The organism is Dietzia sp. Alg238-R159, assembly GCF_900537145.1.
Lineage (GTDB): Bacteria > Actinomycetota > Actinomycetes > Mycobacteriales > Mycobacteriaceae > Dietzia > Dietzia kunjamensis.
Genome location: NZ_UNRI01000001.1, coordinates 552,582 through 571,842, shown reverse-complemented (window position 1 = coordinate 571,842; position 19,261 = coordinate 552,582). Strand labels below are relative to the sequence as shown.

Annotated in this window: 21 protein-coding genes; 13 read left to right on the top strand and 8 right to left on the bottom strand. The window is 70.1% G+C overall.

The features are described 5' to 3' along the window. The first annotated feature begins 213 nt into the window (after nt 1–213). The 4 genes from G6R20_RS02625 to G6R20_RS02610 all read left to right on the top strand — a co-directional run bounded on the left by G6R20_RS02625 (nt 214) and on the right by G6R20_RS02610 (nt 4,216). Complete coding sequence (locus G6R20_RS02625; protein WP_163375490.1) at nt 214–1,380, top strand: steroid 3-ketoacyl-CoA thiolase; 1,167 nt, start codon at nt 214–216, stop codon at nt 1,378–1,380. Between the two features lies 1 nt (nt 1,381). Beyond that, entirely contained in the window at nt 1,382–1,966 is a 585-nt protein-coding gene (locus G6R20_RS02620; protein ID WP_096906030.1) for a GNAT family N-acetyltransferase, read from the top strand. Between the two features lie 68 nt (nt 1,967–2,034). Beyond that, nucleotides 2,035–2,472: a nitroreductase family deazaflavin-dependent oxidoreductase gene (locus tag G6R20_RS02615; RefSeq protein ID WP_275898233.1), complete on the top strand. Its 438-nt coding sequence runs from the start codon at nt 2,035–2,037 to the stop codon at nt 2,470–2,472. Nucleotides 2,473–2,776: 304 nt separating this feature from the next. Then, nucleotides 2,777–4,216, top strand: coding sequence for a hypothetical protein (locus tag G6R20_RS02610; RefSeq protein WP_163375489.1), 1,440 nt, complete (start codon nt 2,777–2,779; stop codon nt 4,214–4,216). Between the two features lie 79 nt (nt 4,217–4,295). On the opposite strand, the gene G6R20_RS02605 is transcribed toward G6R20_RS02610, so the two are convergent. Together G6R20_RS02605 and G6R20_RS02600 are read right to left on the bottom strand one after the other, a co-directional pair. Then, a complete protein-coding gene (locus G6R20_RS02605) occupies nt 4,296–5,213 on the bottom strand; it encodes an SDR family oxidoreductase (RefSeq protein ID WP_120284548.1) in 918 nt (305 codons plus the stop codon). A 25-nt stretch (nt 5,214–5,238) separates the two neighbouring features. Continuing rightward, nucleotides 5,239–6,012: an SDR family oxidoreductase gene (locus G6R20_RS02600; protein WP_163375488.1), complete on the bottom strand. Its 774-nt coding sequence runs from the start codon at nt 6,010–6,012 to the stop codon at nt 5,239–5,241. 76 nt (nt 6,013–6,088) lie between these two features. Here G6R20_RS02600 and G6R20_RS02595 point away from each other — a divergent pair, with 76 nt between their 5' ends. From G6R20_RS02595 to G6R20_RS02575, 5 genes are all read left to right on the top strand, one after another. After that, nucleotides 6,089–6,883, top strand: coding sequence for an enoyl-CoA hydratase family protein (locus G6R20_RS02595; protein WP_109148489.1), 795 nt, complete (start codon nt 6,089–6,091; stop codon nt 6,881–6,883). Then, nucleotides 6,880–7,809 (top strand): CoA transferase subunit A, encoded by a 930-nt coding sequence (locus tag G6R20_RS02590; protein ID WP_163375487.1) that lies wholly within the window; start codon nt 6,880–6,882, stop codon nt 7,807–7,809. The genes G6R20_RS02595 and G6R20_RS02590 overlap by 4 nt, the downstream gene beginning before the upstream one ends. After that, nucleotides 7,809–8,594 carry a CoA-transferase gene (locus tag G6R20_RS02585; protein WP_163375486.1) on the top strand — a complete coding sequence of 262 codons (786 nt, stop codon included), beginning with the start codon at nt 7,809–7,811 and terminating at the stop codon, nt 8,592–8,594. Before G6R20_RS02590 ends, G6R20_RS02585 begins: the two co-directional genes overlap by 1 nt. Continuing rightward, entirely contained in the window at nt 8,591–9,673 is a 1,083-nt protein-coding gene (locus G6R20_RS02580) for a nitronate monooxygenase (protein ID WP_067711823.1), read from the top strand. The genes G6R20_RS02585 and G6R20_RS02580 overlap by 4 nt, the downstream gene beginning before the upstream one ends. Before the next feature lie 154 nt (nt 9,674–9,827). Continuing rightward, nucleotides 9,828–10,490 carry a hypothetical protein gene (locus G6R20_RS02575; protein ID WP_163375485.1) on the top strand — a complete coding sequence of 221 codons (663 nt, stop codon included), beginning with the start codon at nt 9,828–9,830 and terminating at the stop codon, nt 10,488–10,490. A gap of 88 nt (nt 10,491–10,578) precedes the next feature. Here the strand turns inward: G6R20_RS02575 and G6R20_RS02570 are convergent, their stop codons facing one another. From G6R20_RS02570 to G6R20_RS02555, 4 genes are all read right to left on the bottom strand, one after another. Beyond that, on the bottom strand, nt 10,579–11,748 hold the full coding sequence (locus G6R20_RS02570; RefSeq protein WP_096906037.1) for an acetyl-CoA C-acetyltransferase: 1,170 nt from the start codon (nt 11,746–11,748) through the stop codon (nt 10,579–10,581). Nucleotides 11,749–11,775: 27 nt separating this feature from the next. Further along, nucleotides 11,776–12,357 (bottom strand): TetR/AcrR family transcriptional regulator, encoded by a 582-nt coding sequence (locus G6R20_RS02565; protein ID WP_163375484.1) that lies wholly within the window; start codon nt 12,355–12,357, stop codon nt 11,776–11,778. Between the two features lie 109 nt (nt 12,358–12,466). Further along, nucleotides 12,467–12,637, bottom strand: coding sequence for a hypothetical protein (locus G6R20_RS02560; protein WP_163375483.1), 171 nt, complete (start codon nt 12,635–12,637; stop codon nt 12,467–12,469). A 21-nt stretch (nt 12,638–12,658) separates the two neighbouring features. Continuing rightward, nucleotides 12,659–12,838 carry a hypothetical protein gene (locus G6R20_RS02555; protein ID WP_067711812.1) on the bottom strand — a complete coding sequence of 60 codons (180 nt, stop codon included), beginning with the start codon at nt 12,836–12,838 and terminating at the stop codon, nt 12,659–12,661. Nucleotides 12,839–12,989: 151 nt separating this feature from the next. On the opposite strand from G6R20_RS02555, the gene G6R20_RS02550 reads away from it, so the two are divergent. Next, nucleotides 12,990–13,820: a hypothetical protein gene (locus G6R20_RS02550; RefSeq protein ID WP_163375482.1), complete on the top strand. Its 831-nt coding sequence runs from the start codon at nt 12,990–12,992 to the stop codon at nt 13,818–13,820. A gap of 12 nt (nt 13,821–13,832) precedes the next feature. Here G6R20_RS02550 and G6R20_RS02545 read toward each other — a convergent pair whose 3' ends face one another. Together G6R20_RS02545 and G6R20_RS02540 are read right to left on the bottom strand one after the other, a co-directional pair. Further along, nucleotides 13,833–14,639, bottom strand: coding sequence for an SDR family oxidoreductase (locus tag G6R20_RS02545; RefSeq protein WP_163375481.1), 807 nt, complete (start codon nt 14,637–14,639; stop codon nt 13,833–13,835). Continuing rightward, entirely contained in the window at nt 14,636–15,883 is a 1,248-nt protein-coding gene (locus tag G6R20_RS02540; RefSeq protein WP_154828939.1) for an acyl-CoA dehydrogenase family protein, read from the bottom strand. Before G6R20_RS02540 ends, G6R20_RS02545 begins: the two co-directional genes overlap by 4 nt. A gap of 78 nt (nt 15,884–15,961) precedes the next feature. Here G6R20_RS02540 and G6R20_RS02535 point away from each other — a divergent pair, with 78 nt between their 5' ends. Genes G6R20_RS02535 through G6R20_RS02525 form a run of 3 tightly spaced genes read left to right on the top strand, consistent with a single transcriptional unit; the run spans nt 15,962 to nt 19,246 of the window. Beyond that, nucleotides 15,962–16,816, top strand: a complete 855-nt coding sequence (locus tag G6R20_RS02535; protein ID WP_061227410.1) for a mycofactocin-coupled SDR family oxidoreductase — start codon at nt 15,962–15,964, stop codon at nt 16,814–16,816. A 40-nt stretch (nt 16,817–16,856) separates the two neighbouring features. Beyond that, nucleotides 16,857–18,482 carry an AMP-binding protein gene (locus G6R20_RS02530; RefSeq protein WP_163375480.1) on the top strand — a complete coding sequence of 542 codons (1,626 nt, stop codon included), beginning with the start codon at nt 16,857–16,859 and terminating at the stop codon, nt 18,480–18,482. Next, entirely contained in the window at nt 18,479–19,246 is a 768-nt protein-coding gene (locus G6R20_RS02525) for an SDR family oxidoreductase (protein WP_163375479.1), read from the top strand. Before G6R20_RS02530 ends, G6R20_RS02525 begins: the two co-directional genes overlap by 4 nt. Nucleotides 19,247–19,261: the final 15 nt, after the last annotated feature.

The following is a 19,261-nucleotide window of genomic DNA, read 5'->3' as shown; positions in this document are numbered from 1 at the left end:
TCGTGCTCGAACGGCGCCGGGACATCTCTGCCCTCACCCCGCAATGTAATCTAGAACACGTTATAGGCACCATACTGGAACACGTTCACTTCTGGGTCGTCGTTCCTGATCGCCCGGAGCGCCCGGTCGCCCCCCGCACCGCGAACTCGGAATCCCCCGCCGGGTGACGTAAACTAGAACTCGTTCTAACCTTGCTTCCAAAGGAGCGCATCCATGGGAAATCCCGTCATCGTCGAGGCCGTCCGGACCCCGATCGGAAAGGCTCGCGGCGCACTGTCGGGCCTGCACCCCGCGCACCTGCTGGGGGCCTCGCAGAAGGAGGTCATCCGGCGCGCCGGGATCGACGCCGCGCTCGTCGAGCAGGTCGTCGGAGGGTGCGTCACCCAGGCCGGCGCCCAGGGGAACAACGTCACCCGCGGCGCCTGGCTCGCGTCGGGACTGCCGTGGCAGACGGCGTGCACGACCATCGACTGCCAGTGCTCGTCCGCGCAGCAGGCCAATCACTTCATCGCCAACCTCATCCACGCGGGGGCGATGGACGTCGGGATCGCGTGCGGCGTCGAGTCGATGAGCTGGATCGCGCTGCGCGCCGCCGTCGGCGACGGCTCCAACGGGATGCCGCGCCCGGACGACTGGGACGTCGACCTGCCCGACCAGTTCACCGCGGCCGACCGGATCGCGAAGCGCCGCGGGTTGAGCCGCTCCGACCTCGAGGAACTGGGTGTCCGGTCCCAGGCCAACGCGAAGCGCGCGTGGGAGGAGTGCCGCTTCGATCGCGAGACCTTCGCCGTCGACGCCCCCGAGCGCCTCAAGGACGGCACCTACACCGGCGAGACGGTGACGGTCACCCGCGACCAGGGGCTGCGCGACACCACCGCCGAGGCGCTGGCGTCCCTCAAGCCCGTCATGGAGGGCGGACTGCACACCGCCGGCACCTCCAGTCAGATGTCCGACGGCTCGGCCGCCGTCCTGCTCATGGATGAGGACGTCGCCCGTGCGCACGGACTGAAGCCGCGGGCACGGATCCTCCACCAGGCACTCGTGGGCGGCGAGCCCGAGTACCACCTCGACGGCCCCGTCCAGGCCACCCAGCGGGTACTCGACCGCTCCGGCATGTCGATCTCGGACTTCGATCTCTTCGAATGCAACGAGGCGTTCGCCTCCGTGCTCCTAAGCTGGGCGCAGGTGCACGGGCCCGACATGGACAAGGTCAACGTCAACGGAGGGGCCATCGCGATCGGCCACCCCGTCGGCAGCACCGGGTCGCGGCTCATCACCACCGCCCTGCACGAGCTCGAGCGCACGGACGGCGAACGCGCCCTCATCACGATGTGCGCGGGAGGCGCCCAGGCCTCGGCGAGCATCATCGAGAGGATCTGACATGAGCAACGCCATCGAGACGGCCGCGAACCGCCGGCGGGAGGTCTTCGCCGCCGTGTCGTCGGCCGACGGCCCCGAGGACGCGGTCCGCGCCATCGCGAGCCTGCTATCGGTGTCCCCCGACGAGGCGGGCGAGGTCCTGCGGGCCCCACTCGAGGCGTTCGCCGGCTCCCCCTCCGGAGGGCCGGCCGGAGGGGCCGGACAGGGCTTCACCCTCCGGCCCTTCACCGAGTCCGAGGAGCACACGTCCCTCTATCACGCACGCTCGTCCGATGAGACGTCCGCGACCGGCGGGACCTGGGACCGGGAGAAGACCGAGCAGGAGTTGCGGAACGGTCTGGACCGTATCGAGGCCGAGTCGGCGATGTGGTTCGTAGCGGTCGACACCGACCGTGACGCGCCCATCGGGCTCGTCTTCGGTGAGCAGATCGACAACGGCGACGTCGATGTGGCCATCTGGATCCGCCCCGAGGAGCGCAAGAAGGGCTTCGGGCTCCGGTCGCTCAAGGAGAGCCGCCGCGAACTCGCCGCGTTCTTCCCCGGCAAGCACCTGATCGTCCGTGCACCGATGGCCGGTAACCGGTGAGCGGAGCCGGTCCCGGCCCCACACCCGAGACCGGCGTCGACGACCCGCGGCGGGGCGCGCCGTGGGTCGTGGGCGTCATCAAGGTGATGTCGCGGGTCAACACGTGGGCGTACCGGGTGTCCGGCGGGCGGATCGGCGGCTCCTGGCGAGTGGGTTCCGCACTGCGGGCCCCGGTGCCCGTGTGCCTCGTGACGACGACCGGCCGCAAGTCCGGCGAGCCGCGGACGGTGCCGCTGCTCCACCTCCCAGACGGGGACCGGGTCCTGCTCGTCGCTTCACAGGGCGGCCTCCCCAAGCATCCCCAGTGGTACTACAACGTGCTGGCCGACCCGAACGTCACCGTCCAGGTGGGTCGCCGTCGTCGCGCGATGACGGCGAGGGAGGCGACCCCGTCCGAGCGCGCCGAGTTGTGGCCCAGGCTCGTCGAGCGCTACGCGGACTTCGCCGACTACCAGGCCAACACCAGCCGGGTTATCCCGGTCATCATCTGCGAACCGCGGGACTGACCACCGCGACCGGCCGAGGCCGGGGCTCCCGACCGGGAGTCCCGGCCTCAGCTGATTCTTCGATGGAGTGTCTCTTCTCTGGTTCGCACGGCGCCGGTGACCCGCTCCTGCGGCTTCACACTGCGGCGTTCTCACGTGGGAGAATAACATTTTCGCCACTCTGGTCACTTCATTAACATCTTCTGAGAAGGGCGTTGACACCAGCGCTTTCTTAGAGGATTCTCATCGAAGTGAAATGGTGTGGCCGGCGACCTCGTGGTCGACACGGTTCCCAGGAAACCGCAATGACCCGAGAGGACCTTCCGTGAACAAATCAACCAGGGCCGCAGCCGTCGCTGCCACCGCGGCGCTCGCCATCTCCGGCGCGACCGGTATCGCCAACGCCCAGAGCGCCCTCCCCGACCTGGGGATCATCGGCGACCTGCTCGACCCGTTCACCGGCTCCGCCGGTGACCTCGCCGGCGGATCGTCCGGCCTGAACCCGCTCGAAGGCTCTTCGACCCCTCCGGGATCGAGCGACTTCCCCGCTCTCAGCTCCGAGCCACTCGGTGGATCGTCGACGTTCGACTCGTCCGAGCTACCCGAACTCAGCTCGGAACCGCTCGGAGGCTCGGCGACCTTCGACTCATCCGAGCTACCCGAACTCAGCTCCGAACCCCTCGGCGGCTCCGCGGCCCTCCCCGAGACCCTGACCGGGTCACTCGGGACCGTTCCGCTGTCCTCCGATCTCCTCGGCGGTTCCGCGGCGCTGCCCGCGTCGTCCGAACTCCCGCCGCTGTCCACCAACCTGCTCGGCGGCTCCGCGGACTTCCAGTCCACCGAGGCCGGCTCCACCGATATGGCACCACTGTCGACCAACCTGCTCGGCGGCTCGGCGGAATTCGGTTCGTCCGACCTCGCGCCGCTCGTGGGCTCTGAGGAGATGGCCCCGCTGTCCACCAACCTGCTCGGCGGCTCCGCCGAGTTCGGTTCGTCCGACCTCGAGCCTCTGACCGGTTCCGACGGCATGGGTTCCACCGGCATGTCGCCGCTGTCCACCGAACTCAACCTCCTCGGAGGCTCCGCGGAACTGCCCCCGCTGTCCGCCAACTTCCCGGACGGTTCGACCGAGGGCATCGGCGGCTCTGCGGAGCTCGTCGGTGAGGGCATCGCCGGCTCGCTGAACAACGGGTCCGCCAACCAGCTCGCCGGGTCGGTGGAGAGCAACTCCGCCGACCCGATCATCGGCTCGATCGCCGAGGGCGGCATCCTCCCGGCGCTGTCCGGTTCCATCTCGGAGACCTCCGGATCCCTCTCGGGCAACGGCGGATCGACGGGTCAGAGCTCCGATCTGATCACGGGATCGACCGGTGGCAGCGCCGAGGTCATCACCGGTTCGTTCGGTGAACTCACCGAGGTCAACGGCTCGCTCACCGCGCTCACCGGGTCTCTCGAGAACGGCTCCATGCAGGGCACCTTCTCGACCAACCTGGGTTCGGAGATGGGCGCACTCGCCTCCCTCGAGAGCTTCGCCAGCCTCGGCGAGAGCGGCACGGGGAGCCTGCTCCCGGTCCTCGCCCTGGGCGCGTCCGCCGGAGGTGGCGCCATGGTCGCGACGGCCGCCGCGAACGGGACTCTCGCTCTCCCGCCGCTGCCCGGCCTACCGCCGCTGCCGACCGTCTGCGACCTCCCGCAGGCCCAGGTCGACCAGTTGGCCGGCCTCGGTTCCGTCGACGCGCAGCAGTGCCCGGAGCCCGGCGCCTGACCTCGCCTGCCCCAACCGGCTCGCGAAACGAGGAACCCCGCACCATCACGGTGCGGGGTTCCTTGTTGTCGTGGCGGAGTCAGCGAGCGCCGTAGACCGGCACCGGGGTGGGCGACTCGTCGAGCAGACGGGGCACGACCGACCCCAGCTCGGCGGGATCCCACTTGGCACCCTTGTCCTCGGACGCGGCACGCTGCCACCCGTCGCAGACGGTGACCTTGCCGCCCTCGACCTCGAACACGCGGCCGGTCACCTGCGCCGACTCCTCGGAGCCCAGCCACACGACCAGCGGCGAGATGTTGGCCGGGTCCATGGCATCGAAGGACCCGTCCTCGGGCGCGGCCATCTGCGAGGCCATTCCCTCCCCCGCGGAGGTGGTCATGCGGGTCCGCGCGGCCGGAGCGATTGCGTTGGCGGTGACCCCGTAGCCCTTCATCTCGGCGGCGGTCTGGATGGTCAGCAGCGCGATGCCGGCCTTGGCCGTGGCGTAGTTGCCCTGTCCTACCGATCCGAACAGTCCGGCGCCGGACGAGGTGTTGATGACCCGGGCCTGGCGCGGGCGACCGGCCTTGGACTCGGCGCGCCAGTACTCGGCGGCGTGCCGCAGCGGGGCGAAGTGGCCCTTGAGGTGGACGTTGATCACGTTGTCCCAGTCCTGCTCCCCCATACCGACGAGCATCTTGTCGCGCAGGAAGCCGGCATTGTTCACCAGGACGTCGAGTCCACCGAAGGTGTCGATGGCCTGCTGGACGAGCTCGCGGGCCCCCTCCCACGAGGAGATGTCGTTCCCGTTGACCACGGCGTCGCCGCCGGCGGCCTTGATCTCCGCGACGACCTGCTCGGCCGGGGACTCCCCGACGTTCGATCCGTCCAGGCCCGCCCCGAGGTCGTTGACCACGACCTTGGCGCCCTCGGCGGCGAAGGCCAGCGCGTGTTCGCGGCCGATCCCGCGGCCGGCGCCGGTGACGATGACGACGCGTCCGTCGCAGATTCCCATGGTTGTTCTCCTTGTTCGTGGGTGGTCAGTGCTTGTTGTCGGCGGTGGACGCCGAGAGGAACGCGGGCTTCTCGCCGCCGCCGTGGACCAGCAACTCGGCCCCGGTGATGTACGCGGCCAGGGGCGAGGCCAGGAATGCTGCGGCCTGGCCGACGTCCCGCGGGTCCGCCATCCGGCCCATCGGGATCGTCGCGTCGACGGCCGCCACGCCGTCGGAGTCCCCGTAGTGCATCTCGGCCAGCTCGGTTTTGACCGGGCCCACCACCACGGAGTTGATCCGGACCGCGGGCGCCCACTCCACCGCGAGTGACTGCGTGAGCGAGTCGACGCCCGCCTTTGCGGCGCCGTACGACGCGGTGCCGGGCGAGGGCCGGTGCCCGGAGACGGACGAGATGTTGATGATCGCCCCACCGGTCGGCTGCATGACCCGGTTGGCCTCCTGCGCCACGGTCAACGCCGACAGCAGGTTGAGGGCGACGATCTTGGCGTGGAAGTTGGCGCTGGCCTCCGCCGCCAGGGCGAACGGTGCGCCCCCGGCGTTGTTCACCACCACGTCGAGCCGCCCGTGGTCGGCGACGATGCCGTCGATCATCGCGCGCACCGCCTCGGCGTCGCGGAGATCGACGGAGTGGAACTCCAGGTCGGCCACGTCGGAGCCTTCATCGGCGGGCCGGCGCGCGCAGGTGACGACCACCGCGCCGGCCTCCCGGAAGACCGTGCTGATGCCGGCGCCCACGCCGCGTACGCCCCCCGTGACGAGGACGACCTTCCCCGCCAGACCCAGATCGATGTTCGTCATGCGTGCTAGCCTACCAAGCAAGCGTTTGGTTAGTCACTGTGCCGTCCCGGACGGCAGTGGCGTGGGAAGGAGCTCCATGGGCATCAACGTCGACAAGGGCGCAGACGGGATAGCCACCGTCACGGTCGACTACCCACCTGTCAACGCCATCCCGTCCGCGGGATGGTTCGAACTCGGGGAGCAGATCCTCGCCGCGGGCCGCGACCCCGACGTCCACGTCGTGATCCTCCGGGCCGAGGGCCGGGGATTCAACGCGGGCGTCGACATCAAGGAGATGCAGGACTTCGAGGGGTTCGACCACCTGCTGGCCGCCAACCGCGGCTGCTACGTCGCGTTCAACGCCGTCTACGAGTGCGCGGTCCCCGTGATCGCCGCGGTGAACGGGTTCTGCGTGGGCGGCGGGATCGGACTGGTGGGCAACGCCGACTGCATCGTCGCCTCCGACGATGCGGTGTTCGGCCTGCCCGAGGTGGACAGGGGGGCGCTCGGCGCCGCCACGCACCTGGCCCGGATGGTCCCCCCGCACATGATGCGCACCCTGTATTTCACGTCGCGCAACGTCACGGCGCAGCAGCTCCACTCGTGGGGCACCGTCTACAACGTGGTCCCCCGCGACCAGCTGGACGCCGCGGCACGCGACCTCGCGGAGACCATCGCGGCCAAGGACACGCGGGTCATCCGGGCGGCCAAGGAAGCCATCAACCACATCGACCCGGTCGACGTGAAGTCCTCGTATCGCATGGAGCAGGGTTTCACGTTCGAACTCAACCTCGCCGGCGTGGCCGACGAGCACCGCGACGAGTTCGTCAAGACGGGCCAGAACTTGGACAAACGAGACAAGCGATCCGAGAGGACGGGCGAGAACAAGTGAGCAGCACCCCCACCCCGCGCGACAAGCGCACGAGCCTGGACGAGGCCGTCTCGCGCCTCTCCAGCGGCATGACGATCGGCATCGGCGGCTGGGGTTCCCGACGCAAGCCGATGGCGCTGGTCCGCGCGATCCTGCGCCGCGAGGACCTCACCGACCTCACCGTCATCACCTACGGCGGCCCGGACCTCGGCCTGCTGTGCTCGGCCGGCAAGGTCTCCAAGGCCTACTACGGCTTCGTCACCCTGGACTCGGCCCCGTTCTACGACCCCTGGTTCGCAGCGCGCCGCACCGAGGGTTCGATCATCTCCCGCGAGATGGACGAGGGCATGGTTCGCGCGGGCCTCACCGCCGCCGCGCAGCGCCTGCCGTTCCTGCCGACCCGCGCAGGCCTCGGTTCGGACGTCTTCCGGTTCTGGGGCGACGAACTCAAGACCGTCGACTCGCCGTACCAGGTCGACGGCAAGACCGAGACCCTGGTCGCGATGCCCGCCCTGCGCATGGATGCCGCGCTGATCCACCTGGACAAGGCGGACAAACACGGCAACGCCGCGTTCACCGGCGCCGACGGGTACTTCGACGATCTCTACGCCATGGCCGCGGACACCGTCCTGCTCGAGACCGACGAGATCGTCGATTCCGCGGACGCCCTGATGAACGAGGTCGGCCCGCAGCGCATGCTGCTCAGCCGCATGTTCGTCGACACCGTCTCCGAGGCCCCGAACGGCGCCCACTTCACGTTCGCGGGTGGCTACGGCCGCGACGAGGCGTTCCAGAAGCACTACGCCACGTCCGCGAAGGATGAGACGTCGTGGAAGGCGTTCGTCGACGAGTTCCTGTCCGGGTCCGAGGAGGACTACCAGAAGGCCGTCACCGCGTTCGCGGAGAAGACCGCTGCCGAGAAGGCCGCCCAGAAGGGAGCCAAGTGATGTCCGACGTCACCACCGAGTCCGCCACCACTCAGTCCATCAGCAGGGCCGAATACTGCGCTGTCGCCTGCGCGGAGATCTTCGCCGGCGCCGGTGAGATCTTCGCCTCCCCCATGACCCCGATGGCCACCATCGGCGCGCGTCTGGCCCGGCTCACGACCGAGCCGGACCTGCTCATCACCGACGGCGAGTACCGATTCCTCGGCCAGACCCCGCCGCTGGGCAAAACCATCGACTTCGAGGGGTACATCCCGTTCCCCCGCGTGTTCGACGTCCTGCAGGCCGGCACCCGCCACGTGGTGATGGGCGCCAACCAGATCGACCGCTTCGGCAACCAGAACCTCTCCGCGTTCGGTGACGACGTGCAGAAGCCCACCCGCCAGATGTTCGGCCTGCGCGGGGCGCCCGGCAACTCGATCAACCACGCCACCAGCTATTGGGTGGGCAAGCACTCCTCCCGGGTCTTCGCGGCGAAGGTCGACGTCGTCTGCGGCGTCGGTTACGACCGCTACACCGAGGGTGACCCCGCCTTCCGTTACCACCACATCCACCGGGTGGTCTCCAACCTGGGCGTGTTCGACTTCGGCGGCGCCGACCGCAGCATGCGTGCGGTCAGCCTGCACCCCGGCGTCACGGCCGACGAGGTCGCCGAGAACACGGGCTTCGAGATCGAGGGCCTGGCCGACGCCGCGGTCACCCGCGCCCCCTCGGACGAGGAGCTGCGCATCATCCGCGAGGTGCTGGACCCGCGCGGGTTCCGCGACCGCGAGGTGCCGGCCGCATGAACGCGCCGACACTGTCCACGGCCTTCACCGAGCTCGTCGGTGTCGAGTACCCGATCGTCCAGACGGGCATGGGCTGGGTCTCCGGACCCGAGCTGACCGCGGCCACGGCCAACGCCGGCGGACTGGGGATCATCGCCTCGGCCACCATGACCTACGCCGAGCTCGAGGACGCCATCGTGCGGACCAAGAAGCTCACTTCCAAGCCCTTCGGCGTCAACCTCCGGGCCGACGCCGAGGACGCCGCCGAGCGGTGCGAGCTGATGATCCGCCACGGGGTGAAGGTCGCGTCGTTCGCCCTCGCGCCCAAGCCGGAGCTGATCGCCCGGCTGAAGGAGAACGGCCTCGTCGTCGTCCCCTCCATCGGCGCGGCCAAGCACGCCGTCAAGGTCGCCTCCTGGGGCGCCGACGCGGTGATCGTCCAGGGCGGTGAGGGCGGTGGACATACCGGCCAGGTCGCCACCACCCTGCTCCTCCCCAGCGTCATCGACGCCCTCGGCGGCGCCGGCAACACCTCGATCCCCGTGGTCGCCGGCGGCGGTTTCTTCGACGGCCGCGGACTGGTCGCGGCACTGTCCTACGGCGCCGCCGGCGTCGCGATGGGCACCCGCTTCCTGCTCACCAGCGACTCGCAGGTGCCCGACGCCGTGAAGAAGCAGTACCTCGAGCGTGGGCTCCAGGACACCGTCGTCTCCACCCGTGTCGACGGGATGCCGCACCGCGTCCTGCGCACCGGCCTGGTCAACGCCCTCGAATCGGGCAGCCCCCTCAAGGGCATGGCCGCCGCCGTCCAGAACGCCAATAAGTTCAAGTCCATGACCGGGATGAAGTGGCAGCAGCTCGCCAAGGACGGCCTCAACATGAGGAAGGCGTCCGACCGGACGTGGCAGCAGATCGTCATGGCCGCCAACACCCCGATGCTGCTCAAGGCCGGGCTGGTCGAGGGCAACACCGAGGCCGGAGTCCTGGCCTCCGGACAGGTCGTGGGCATGATCGACGACCTGCCGAGCTGTGACGAACTGATCCAACGGATCATGACCCAGGCTCACGAACGCCTGGACGCGCTCCGCGAACTCGGCTGAGACACCACCGGACGGACGCCCCCACCTGTGTTCACAACAGGTGGGGGCGTTCGTCATCGATAATCCCCACGTGTGGCGAACTCTTGGCTTATCCTTAGACAGTTCACATATCAGGCGGGCTCGGCCCGTCCCATCCCCTCCGGAGGAACCCCTCATGTCCCGTACTGCTCTCCGTACCGCCGCCGCCCTCGGCGCGGCCACCGCACTGACCATCGCCGGCGCAGGCGTCGCGGCCGCGACCACCGCCGACTCGTCTGTCGACGGCAACACGGTCTCGGTGACCTTTACGCTGGACGGGGGCTTCATCGACGGAGACGCCTGCGGTGCGCTTCTCGCGCCGACCTCGACGGCCGCCACCCTCGCGGGTCAGCTCGCGACCGCCACCGACACGAATCTCCTGGCCACTCTGCAGAACATCAGTGAGGCCCCCGGAGTGGAACTCCTCAAGGCCAACGGCTCCCCGGCCGTTCTGCTGGGGACCTTCGCCGACATCGGCGTGAACTCGGCCACCGTGTCCGCCACCGTCGACTCCAACGTCTACGCGCTGGTCACCTACTGCTCGTCCGATGACGCGCCCGGGGTCAACCCGTTCCTCCTCGTCGGCGATCCGGTCGAGGCCGTTATGGGCAGTGTCGCCACCGGCAGCGAGGGTGACCTGCTCGGCACTGCGTCCGCGATGCTCGGGGAGGCCGACGGCGAGGCCGGTGGCGGCCTCGGCCTCGACACCCTCTCGTCCGCGCTCGGCGGCGAGGCCGAGGGCGAACTCGACCTGGCCGTCCTGTCCTCCGCGCTCGGCGAGACCGACGCCGCCAACTGACCCCTCACCGCGTCGGCCCGCCGGCGCATGGGACGGGCCCCGCACCGGCTGGTGCGGGGCCCGTCCCGTCGTTCGGGGGTCGTCGCCGTCAGGCGTCCAGGCGCTCGATGATCGTGACGTTGGCGGTGCCGCCGCCCTCACACATGGTCTGCAGGCCGTAGCGGCCGCCGGTGCGCTCGAGCTCGTTCAGCAGGGTCGCGAACAGTTTGGCCCCCGTGGCGCCGAGCGGGTGGCCCAGCGCGATGCCGCCACCGTTGGGGTTGACGCGTGCCGGATCCGCGCCGGTCTCCTTGATCCACGCCAGGACGACGGGGGCGAAGGCCTCGTTGATCTCCACCACGTCGATGTCGTCGATCGTCAGGCCGGTCTTGGCCAGCGCGTGCTTGGTCGCCGGGATGGGCGCGGAGAGCATCATCACCGGGTCGTCACCGCGGACGGTGAGGTGGTGGATGCGGGCGCGCGGCGTCAGTCCGTACTTCTCGACGGCCTCGGCGGAGGCGAGCAGCCCGGCGGAGGCGCCGTCACAGATCTGCGAGGCGACAGCGGCGGTGAGTGAGCCGCCCTCGGCCAGCACGGGCAGCGAAGCCATCTTCTCGAGGGTGGTCTCGCGCGTGGTCTCATCGGCCTCGAGGCCGGCCATCGGGACGTACTCGCCGGCGAACCGCCCCTCGGCGATCGCGGCGCGGGCGCGGGCGTGGGACTGCAGTGCCCACTCCTCCATCTCCCGGCGGGAGATGTCCCACTTGTCGGCCATCATCTGGGCGCCGTTGAACTGCGAGATCTCCTGCGAGCCGAAGCGCTCGACCCAGCCGGTGGAACCGGTGAACGGGTCGTCGAATCCGTACTCGCGCCCGGCGAGCATGGCCGACGAGATGGGCAGTGCGCTCATGTTCTGCACCCCGCCGAACAGGATCACGTCCTGGGTGCCGGACCAGATGGCCTGTGCGCCGAAGTGGATGGCCTGCTGGCTGGACCCGCACTGGCGGTCCACGGTGGTGCCCGGGACGCCCAGGGGCATCCCGGCGGCGAGCCAGGCGGAGCGAGCGATGTTGCCGGCCTGGGGGCCGATGGTGTCGACGCAGCCGAAGATGACGTCGTCGACGACCTCCGGGTCGATACCGGTGCGTTCGACGACCGCCTTGATGACGTGCGCGCCCAGGTCGGCCGGATGCTGTCCGGACAGGCTGCCGCCGCGCTTGCCGACGGGCGTGCGGACGGCGTCGATAACGTAGGCCTCGCGGCCGGTCACGCTGGTCATGTGTCTCCTCGGGAAGGGGTGGGAAGGTCAGCCGACGGCCAGGCCGTCGAGCACGATGTTGAGGTATTGGTCCGCGATGGCCGCGTGATCGTTCTCGTCGTCGGGCCGGTACCACCGCACGGCGACCCACACCGTGTCGCGCAGGAAGCGGTAGGTGAGACGCACGTCGAGGTCACCGCGGAAGTCGCCGGACTCCATCCCCCGGGTGAGCACGTCGGTCCACATCTCGCGGAACTCGGTGTTGCGCTCACGGAGGTAGTCGAATCGCGGGTTGCCGCGCAGGTGCTTGAGTTCGTCCTGGTAGATGGCGACCTCGTCGCGGTTGCGGTGGATGGCCTCGAACGAGGCGCGGACCAGCTGTTCCAGGGTCTCCCGCGGGCCGAGGCCGGCCTCCACGATCCGACGGTATTCGCCGAAGAGTGCGTCGAGGAACCCGCGGAGGATCTCGTCGACGATCGCCTCTTTGGACGAGAAGTGGTGGTAGAGGCTCCCCGAGAGGATGCCCGCGGCGTCGGCGATGTCGCGGACGGTGGTCGCACGCAGGCCGCGTTCGGCGAAGAGCCCTGCCGCGATCGACAGGAGCTCCTCACGTCTGGTCGTGCTGGTCATAACCCGAGGATACCAACCAAGCACTTGCTAGGTAGAGGTTCGGTCCTCCCCCGCGTCACCGGGCCCCCGGAAAGGTCCCCGGGGGCTCGGCCACTGTCGCGCGGTCGGGTCAGGAACCGAAACCCAGGAGGACGTACTCCAGGGTCGCGATGAGCGCCCCGGGGATGTTGAGGACCCCGTGGACGATGTCGCCGAGGGAGCCGGCCGGCAGGGAGGGGGCGAGGCCGTCGACCGATCCGTCGATCGTCTCGTGGAGGTCGTGCAGTGAGCCACTGAGCATGGTGTTCTCCGTTCGGTCGGATCAGGCGGGGCCGTGGGAGCCGAAGCCCCAGAACAGGTTGGACGAGCCGTAGAGCAGGGCTGCGGGCAGCTTGAGCACGCCACCGATAACGTTGCCGGCCGATCCGGCCGGAACGATGCCGTCCACGGATCCCCACAGGTCGTCAGCGAGCCCTCCGAGCACGCCGCTGAGGTCAATCACTCTTCATCTCCGATGGTCGAGGGGGTTGACGACACTCAGCTTAGTGAGGCCCCCGACCGCCCGCGGGGCAGTCCCCCGGATTGCCACGCGGGCGCCGGGCGCGGCGCACGGGCGCCGCCGCCCCGCCCACCTCGCCGCTAGACTCCGGCGCATGCGGACCACCTCAGCACTGACCTCCCGCCCCTGTCGCACCCGTGCCCTCGTGGCGTCGGCGGTGCTCGGCCTGACGCTGGGGCTGGGCGCGTGCGCGACCGGGGAGGGGAACGACGACGAGGGCGGCACCGCCACCGCCACCGCCGCGGCCGAGTCAGCCGAACCGGCGGGGTCGGCAGCGTCGTCGGAGTCCGCAGTGTCGTCGGAGCCCGCCGATCCGGGGTCGACCCCGCCGCCCGGCAAGGTCGAGCAGCTCGTCCTCACCGCCGAGGACGCCCCGGAGGTCGGGCTGCAACCCGTCCCCGCGGATGAGATCGCCGGCGGGATGGACGCGCTCGGCGCGTTCACGTCAGATGTCCGCGTCGAGCCGGAGCAGTGCGCGGACATCAGTCAGGACGGGCTGGGTGCGCAGTCGGAGCCGGACGCGATGGCGATCCAGGCCGGCCAGGTCGGGGGCACCTCGTTCGCGGTGGCCGTGACCCGGGTGACCGACGGCCTGGCCGCGCGTGCGCAGCAGATCCAGGACTGCCCGGTCATGACGGTCGCGTTCCCGCTCCAGGGTGAGGAGATGATCACCGAGGCGCAGAACTCGCTGCTGGAGGTCGACGCCCCGGAGGGGGTCGAGGACTTCGCGGCCGTGGTCCAGGACAACTCGATGACCATGATGGGGCAGTCCATCCGGACGTCGAACGTGATGATCACGGGCGTCGTCCGCGGGCTCGGCATCTCCGTCACGGCGTCCGGCACCGACGGGCCGATCTCCAACGAGGCCCGGGACACCGCCCTCGAGCTCTTCGCAGCGCAGGCGGAGAAGGTCCGGACCGCCTGATGCCGCTGCCCGTCAGGCGCGCTGCGAGGAGATGGAGACGACCTCGCCCGTGAGGTAGGTCGTGTAGTCGCTTGCGAGCATGGCGATGGTCGCGGCGACCTCCCACACGTCGGCGGCCCGCCCGAACGCCTCCTTCGAGGCGAGCTCGTCGAGCAGCTCGGACGAGGCCGACTTCTCGAGGAACTTGTGCCGCGCGATCGACGGGGCGATCGCATTGATGCGCACGCCGAAGTCCGCGCCCTCGATCGCGGAGCAGCGGGTCAGCGCCATGACGCCGGCCTTGGCGGCGGCGTAGTGGGCCTGCGCCCGCTGCGCGCGCCAGCCCAGCACCGAGGCGTTGTTGACGATCACGCCGTTGTGCTCCGCGTCGCGGAAGTACCGCAGCGCCGCGCGCGTCGCGCGGAAGGTGCCGTTCAGGGTGATGTCGAGGACACGGTCCCAGTCCTCGTCGGTCATGTCGACGAGTTCGGTCTCGCCGCCGAGTCCGGCGTTGTTGATGAGCACGTCGATCCGGCCCAGCTTCTCCGCGGCACCGGCGATCAGCGCGTCGACGTCGGCGGTCGACTGGACGTTGCAGGTCAGCGACTCGATCTGCTGGTCCGGAAACTCGGCGGCGAGCGCGTCGCGGGCCTCGTTCATGCGGCGTTCGTGGAAGTCAGAGACCAGGACGTCGGCGCCCTCGAGCGCCGCGCGTCGGGCCGCCGAGAAGCCGATCCCGGTTCCGGCCGCCGCGGTCACCACGACCTTCTTTCCCTTGAGCAGTCCGTGTCCGGGGGTCTCCTCAGGGACGACGGCGAGGGGGGATTTCTGCTCGGTCATGACGGCCTTGCCTCTCGGGGTAGTCCGAGCACGCGCTCGGAGATGATGTTGCGCTGGATCTCGTTCGATCCGCCGTAGATGGTGTCGGAGCGGGTGAACAGGAAGAGCCGCTGCCACTGCGCGAGCTCGAGGTTCTCGGGGTCGCGGAGGTCGTTGGGCGCTCCCTCGGAGGTGTGGGTGGGACCGGTGAGGGACTGTGCCCCCTGCACCTCCATCGCGAGCTCGCCGAGGTCGCGGTGCCAGTTGGCCCACAGCAGCTTCGCGGCGGAGGCGTTGCCACCGGAGGAGTCGCGCTCGGCGAGGGTCCGCAGCGCGTGGGCACGGATCACCTTGAGCCCGATCCACGCGCGGGTGATGCGCTCGCGCACGGCGGGCACCTCGGCGCTGCCGTTCGCGCGGGCCATCGCGACGATCTCGTCGAGTTCGCGGGCGAAGCCGACCTGCTGGCCCAGGGTGGAGACCCCCCGCTCGAACTCGAGCAGGGTCATGGCCACCTTCCAGCCGTCGCCCCGCTCCCCCACGATCATGCCGGCGTCGGTGACCGCATCGTCGAAGAAGACCTCGTTGAACTCGGAGGTCCCTGTCAGTTGCTGGATCGGGCGAATCTCCACACCCGGCTGGTCGAGCGGGACCAGGAGGAAACTCAGTCCCTTGTGCCGGCTCGTACCCGCTTCCGTGCGGGCCACCACGAACACCCACTGACTGAGGTGCGCGAGCGAGGTCCACACCTTCTGCCCGTTGAGGTGCCACCTGCCGTCATCCCCGAGTTCGGCGGTCGTCGAGACGTTGGCCAGGTCGGACCCGGCGCCGGGCTCGGAGTACCCCTGAGCCCACAGTTCGGTGACGTCGATGATCCGCGGCAGGAATCGGTCCTTCTGCTCCCGGGTCCCGTGGGCGATCAGGGTCGGGCCGAGGAGCGTCTCACCGAGGTGGGACACCCGCGCCGGGGCGTCCGCCTTGGCGTACTCCTCGTGGAACCGCACCTGCTGGCTCAGCGACGCACCGCGCCCGCCGTGCTCGACCGGCCAGCCGACGCAGGTCCACCCCGCCGCCGCCATGTGCCGCTCCCAGGCGAGGCGTTGCGGGAAGAACTCGTGTTCGCTGCCGGGGCCGCCGACGCCCTTGATCTCGGCGAACTCGCCGACGAGGTTGGCATCCAACCAGGTGCGGAACTCCGCCGCGAACTCGTCGTCGGTCATCTCCGACGCGGGCGTGCACTTCTCGGGTGCCGAACTCTCGGTCATACGCCCACACTACCAAGCACTTGCTTGGTTTGCCGGAACCGCCCTCCGCCCACGCCGGGATCGGTTTGGATGACGCCCATGAACTCCCCGTCTCAGCCCCTGTCCGGCAAGGTCGCCTTCATCACCGGCGCCGCGCGCGCCCAGGGCCGGGCCCATGCGGTCCGCCTCGCCTCGGAGGGCGCGGACCTCGTCGTCGTCGACGTCTGCGCGCCGGTGTCCGGGTCCGCCACCTATCCCGCACCCACGCCGGACGACCTGGCCGAGACCGTCCGCCTCGTGGAGGAGACCGGCCGGCGCGCGATCTCGGCGGTCCTCGACATCCGCGACCTGGGCGCGCTGCAGGATCTCGTCGCCCGCACGATCTCCACCTTCGGACGGTTGGACATCCTGGTCGCCAATGCCGCCGTGCTCAGCTGGGGGCGACTGTGGGAGATGCCGGAGGACGACTGGGACACGGTCATCGGCGTCAACCTCAGCGGCACGTGGCGGACGATCCGTGCGGCGGTGCCGGCGATGATCGAGGCGGGAAACGGCGGCTCGATCATCATCGTCAGCTCGTCCGCGGGCCTCAAGGCGACGCCCGGGAACGGGCACTACTCGGCCTCGAAGGCCGGCCTGGTGGCGTTGACCAACGCCCTCGCACTCGAGGTGGGCGAGTTCGGCATCCGCGTCAACTCGATCCACCCCTACTCGGTGGACACGCCGATGATCGATCCCGAGGGCATGGCCGACCTCTTCGGCCGCTTCCCGTCGTTCCTCCACAGCTTCTCGCCGATGCCCCTGAAGAACGCCCGCGTGGACGGCGCGAGCACGCTCGCCGACTTCATGCCGCCCGAGGAGGTCTCCGAGGTGGTCTCCTACCTCGCCGGCGACGGTTCGCGGTCGATCTCCGGCGTCCAGCTCACGGTCGACCGGGGAGCGCTCAAGTACTGACGCCGCCCAAACCAAGCACTTGCTTGGTAGGGTGCAGGCCATGAGCACCACCGTGGAGACCACCCCCGCCGCCCTGCGTCGCGCGGCCCGGTCGTGGCCGGAGCGCGAGGCGATCGTCGACGTGCAGCCCGGCCAGGACACCCGCTGGACGTGGGCCCACCTGCTCGACGAGGTCCGCCGGTTCGCCGCCGGCCTCGTCTCGCGCGGGCTCGCCCCCGGTGACCGCGTGGTGATCTGGGCGCCCAACACCCGCCACTGGGTGGTCGCGGCGCTGGGCGTGCAGTTCGCGGGAGGCACCGTCGTCCCCGCGAACACGCGCTACACCGGGAGCGAGACGCTGGAGATCATCCAGCGCACCCACGCGGTGGCGGCCGTGGTCGCGGGGACGTTCCTCGGCACCGAGCGGATCGTCGACCTCGTCGACGCCGCCGGGGCCACCGACGCCACCGGGGCCACCGGGGCCGCCGCCGGCCCGCTCGCAGCGGCCACCTCCCTGCGCACGATCGTGCGCATCCCCCTCGACGCCGGCGACACGGTCCCCGCGGGGGCCGGCGCCGCCGGGGGCGTCGACGTCGTGGACTTCGACGACCTCCGCGCGCTGGCCACCGAGGAGCTGCTCGCCGCCGCGGACGCGCGCGCCGACGCGGTGACCGGGGACGACGTGGCCGACATCCTTTTCACCTCCGGTACCACCGGCAAGAGCAAGGGTGTGGTGGCCCTGCACCGTCAGACCGTCGCGGGTTCGCGCGCGTGGGGCGGCAACAACGGGCTCACGGAGCGCGACGGGTACCTCATCGTCAACCCGTTCTTCCACAGCTTCGGCTACAAGGCCGGCTTCCTGACGTGCGTGCTGTTCGGCGTGACGATCGTCCCCCTGGCCGTCTACTCGACCACCGAGACCATGCGGTTGATCCGGGACGAGAAGGTCACGATCCTCACCGGGGCACCGACGATCTTCCAGACACTGCTCGACGACCCCACCCGTGTCGACTACGACCTGTCGTCGCTGCGGGTGGCGGTGACCGGCGCCTCGGTGGTGCCGGTGGTGCTCATCGAGCGGATGCAGTCCGACCTGGGGCTGGAGACGGTGATCACCGCGTACGGCCAGACGGAGACGATGGGCTTCATCACCACCACCCGCACCGGTGACGACGACGTCACGGTGTCCACCACGTGCGGCCGCGCCTACCCGGGCATGGAGATCCGCATCGGCGAGCACGGCGAGATCCTCACCCGCGGCGAGATGGTCATGCAGGGCTACCTCGACGACCCCGAGAACACGGCCAAGACCATCGACCCGGACGGCTGGCTGCACACCGGCGACGTCGGCGAGATCGGCGCCGACGGCAACCTGCGCATCACCGACCGGCTCAAGGACATGTACATCAACGGCGGGTTCAACGTCTATCCCGCCGAGATCGAGCAGACCCTGGCCCGCCTGGACGGAGTGGTGGAGACCGCCGTGATCGGTGTCCCGGACGATCGGATGGGCGAGGTCGGCAAGGCGTTCATCGTCCGCCGCGAGGGCTCGACCCTCACCGAGCAGGACGTGCTGGACTTCTGCTCCGAGCACCTGGCCAACTTCAAGCGGCCGCGCACGGTCGCGTTCGTCGACTCCCTTCCGCGCAACGCCTCGGGCAAGATCGTCAAGACCGAGCTGCGATGAGTCCCGGCGCCGTCCTGGTCACCGGCGCCTCCGGTGGGATCGGCGGAGCGGTCGCCCGACGGCTCGCGGACGAGTTCCCCGACGCGCCCCTGGTCCTCGGCTACCGCTCGACCGAGCCCGAGGACCTGGCGCGGGAACTGGGGGCGGAAGCCGTGCGCCTGGCGCCAGGCCACGCCGACGGTGACGGCGACGGGAACGACGACGACGAGGTGGCCTCGGTGATCGACGGGATCGCCTCCCGACACGGCGGAATCCGCGTGCTGGCCCACTGCGCCGGTCCGCACGTGCCCATGGTGCACCTGTCCCGGATCGCACCGTCCGAGTTCCGTCGACAGCTCGAGGACGACGCGGTCGGGTTCTTCGCGATCGTGCGCCCCGCGCTGGAGCACCTGCGTGCGGTGGCGGGCAACGTCGTCGTCGTCACCACTGCGGCCACCACCCGCTATCCGGTGCGCGACGGACTGTCCGCCGCCCCCAAGGGCGCGGTCGAGCAGCTCGTCCGGGGCCTGGCGGCCGAGGAGGGGCGCTTCGGCGTGCGGGTGAACTGCGTGGGCCCGGGGATGCTCACCGACGGCATGGCCTCCCGGCTCATCGCCTCCGGCGACCTCGACGAGCGGGCGCTCGAGGTCACGCGCGGCAACATCCCCCTGCGACGCTTCGGCACGGCCGCCGACATCGCCGAGGCCGTGGCGTTCCTGGCGTCGGACCGCGCCGGGTTCATCTCGGGCCAGAAGCTCGACGTGGACGGCGGCTACGGGGTCTGATCCCCGCAGCCGCCG

Bases quoted from the DNA above. Each gene is read 5' to 3' on its own strand.
- G6R20_RS02625 (WP_163375490.1), top strand. From the start codon at position 214: ATGGGAAATCCCGTCATCGTCGAGGCCGTCCGGACCCCGATCGGAAAG.
- G6R20_RS02620 (WP_096906030.1), top strand. From the start codon at position 1,382: ATGAGCAACGCCATCGAGACGGCCGCGAACCGCCGGCGGGAGGTCTTC.
- G6R20_RS02605 (WP_120284548.1), bottom strand. From the start codon at position 5,213: ATGGGAATCTGCGACGGACGCGTCGTCATCGTCACCGGCGCCGGCCGC.
- G6R20_RS02600 (WP_163375488.1), bottom strand. From the start codon at position 6,012: ATGACGAACATCGATCTGGGTCTGGCGGGGAAGGTCGTCCTCGTCACG.
- G6R20_RS02595 (WP_109148489.1), top strand. From the start codon at position 6,089: ATGGGCATCAACGTCGACAAGGGCGCAGACGGGATAGCCACCGTCACG.
- G6R20_RS02585 (WP_163375486.1), top strand. From the start codon at position 7,809: ATGTCCGACGTCACCACCGAGTCCGCCACCACTCAGTCCATCAGCAGG.
- G6R20_RS02580 (WP_067711823.1), top strand. From the start codon at position 8,591: ATGAACGCGCCGACACTGTCCACGGCCTTCACCGAGCTCGTCGGTGTC.
- G6R20_RS02575 (WP_163375485.1), top strand. From the start codon at position 9,828: ATGTCCCGTACTGCTCTCCGTACCGCCGCCGCCCTCGGCGCGGCCACC.
- G6R20_RS02570 (WP_096906037.1), bottom strand. From the start codon at position 11,748: ATGACCAGCGTGACCGGCCGCGAGGCCTACGTTATCGACGCCGTCCGC.
- G6R20_RS02565 (WP_163375484.1), bottom strand. From the start codon at position 12,357: ATGACCAGCACGACCAGACGTGAGGAGCTCCTGTCGATCGCGGCAGGG.
- G6R20_RS02560 (WP_163375483.1), bottom strand. From the start codon at position 12,637: ATGCTCAGTGGCTCACTGCACGACCTCCACGAGACGATCGACGGATCG.
- G6R20_RS02550 (WP_163375482.1), top strand. From the start codon at position 12,990: ATGCGGACCACCTCAGCACTGACCTCCCGCCCCTGTCGCACCCGTGCC.
- G6R20_RS02545 (WP_163375481.1), bottom strand. From the start codon at position 14,639: ATGACCGAGCAGAAATCCCCCCTCGCCGTCGTCCCTGAGGAGACCCCC.
- G6R20_RS02540 (WP_154828939.1), bottom strand. From the start codon at position 15,883: ATGACCGAGAGTTCGGCACCCGAGAAGTGCACGCCCGCGTCGGAGATG.
- G6R20_RS02535 (WP_061227410.1), top strand. From the start codon at position 15,962: ATGAACTCCCCGTCTCAGCCCCTGTCCGGCAAGGTCGCCTTCATCACC.
- G6R20_RS02530 (WP_163375480.1), top strand. From the start codon at position 16,857: ATGAGCACCACCGTGGAGACCACCCCCGCCGCCCTGCGTCGCGCGGCC.
- G6R20_RS02525 (WP_163375479.1), top strand. From the start codon at position 18,479: ATGAGTCCCGGCGCCGTCCTGGTCACCGGCGCCTCCGGTGGGATCGGC.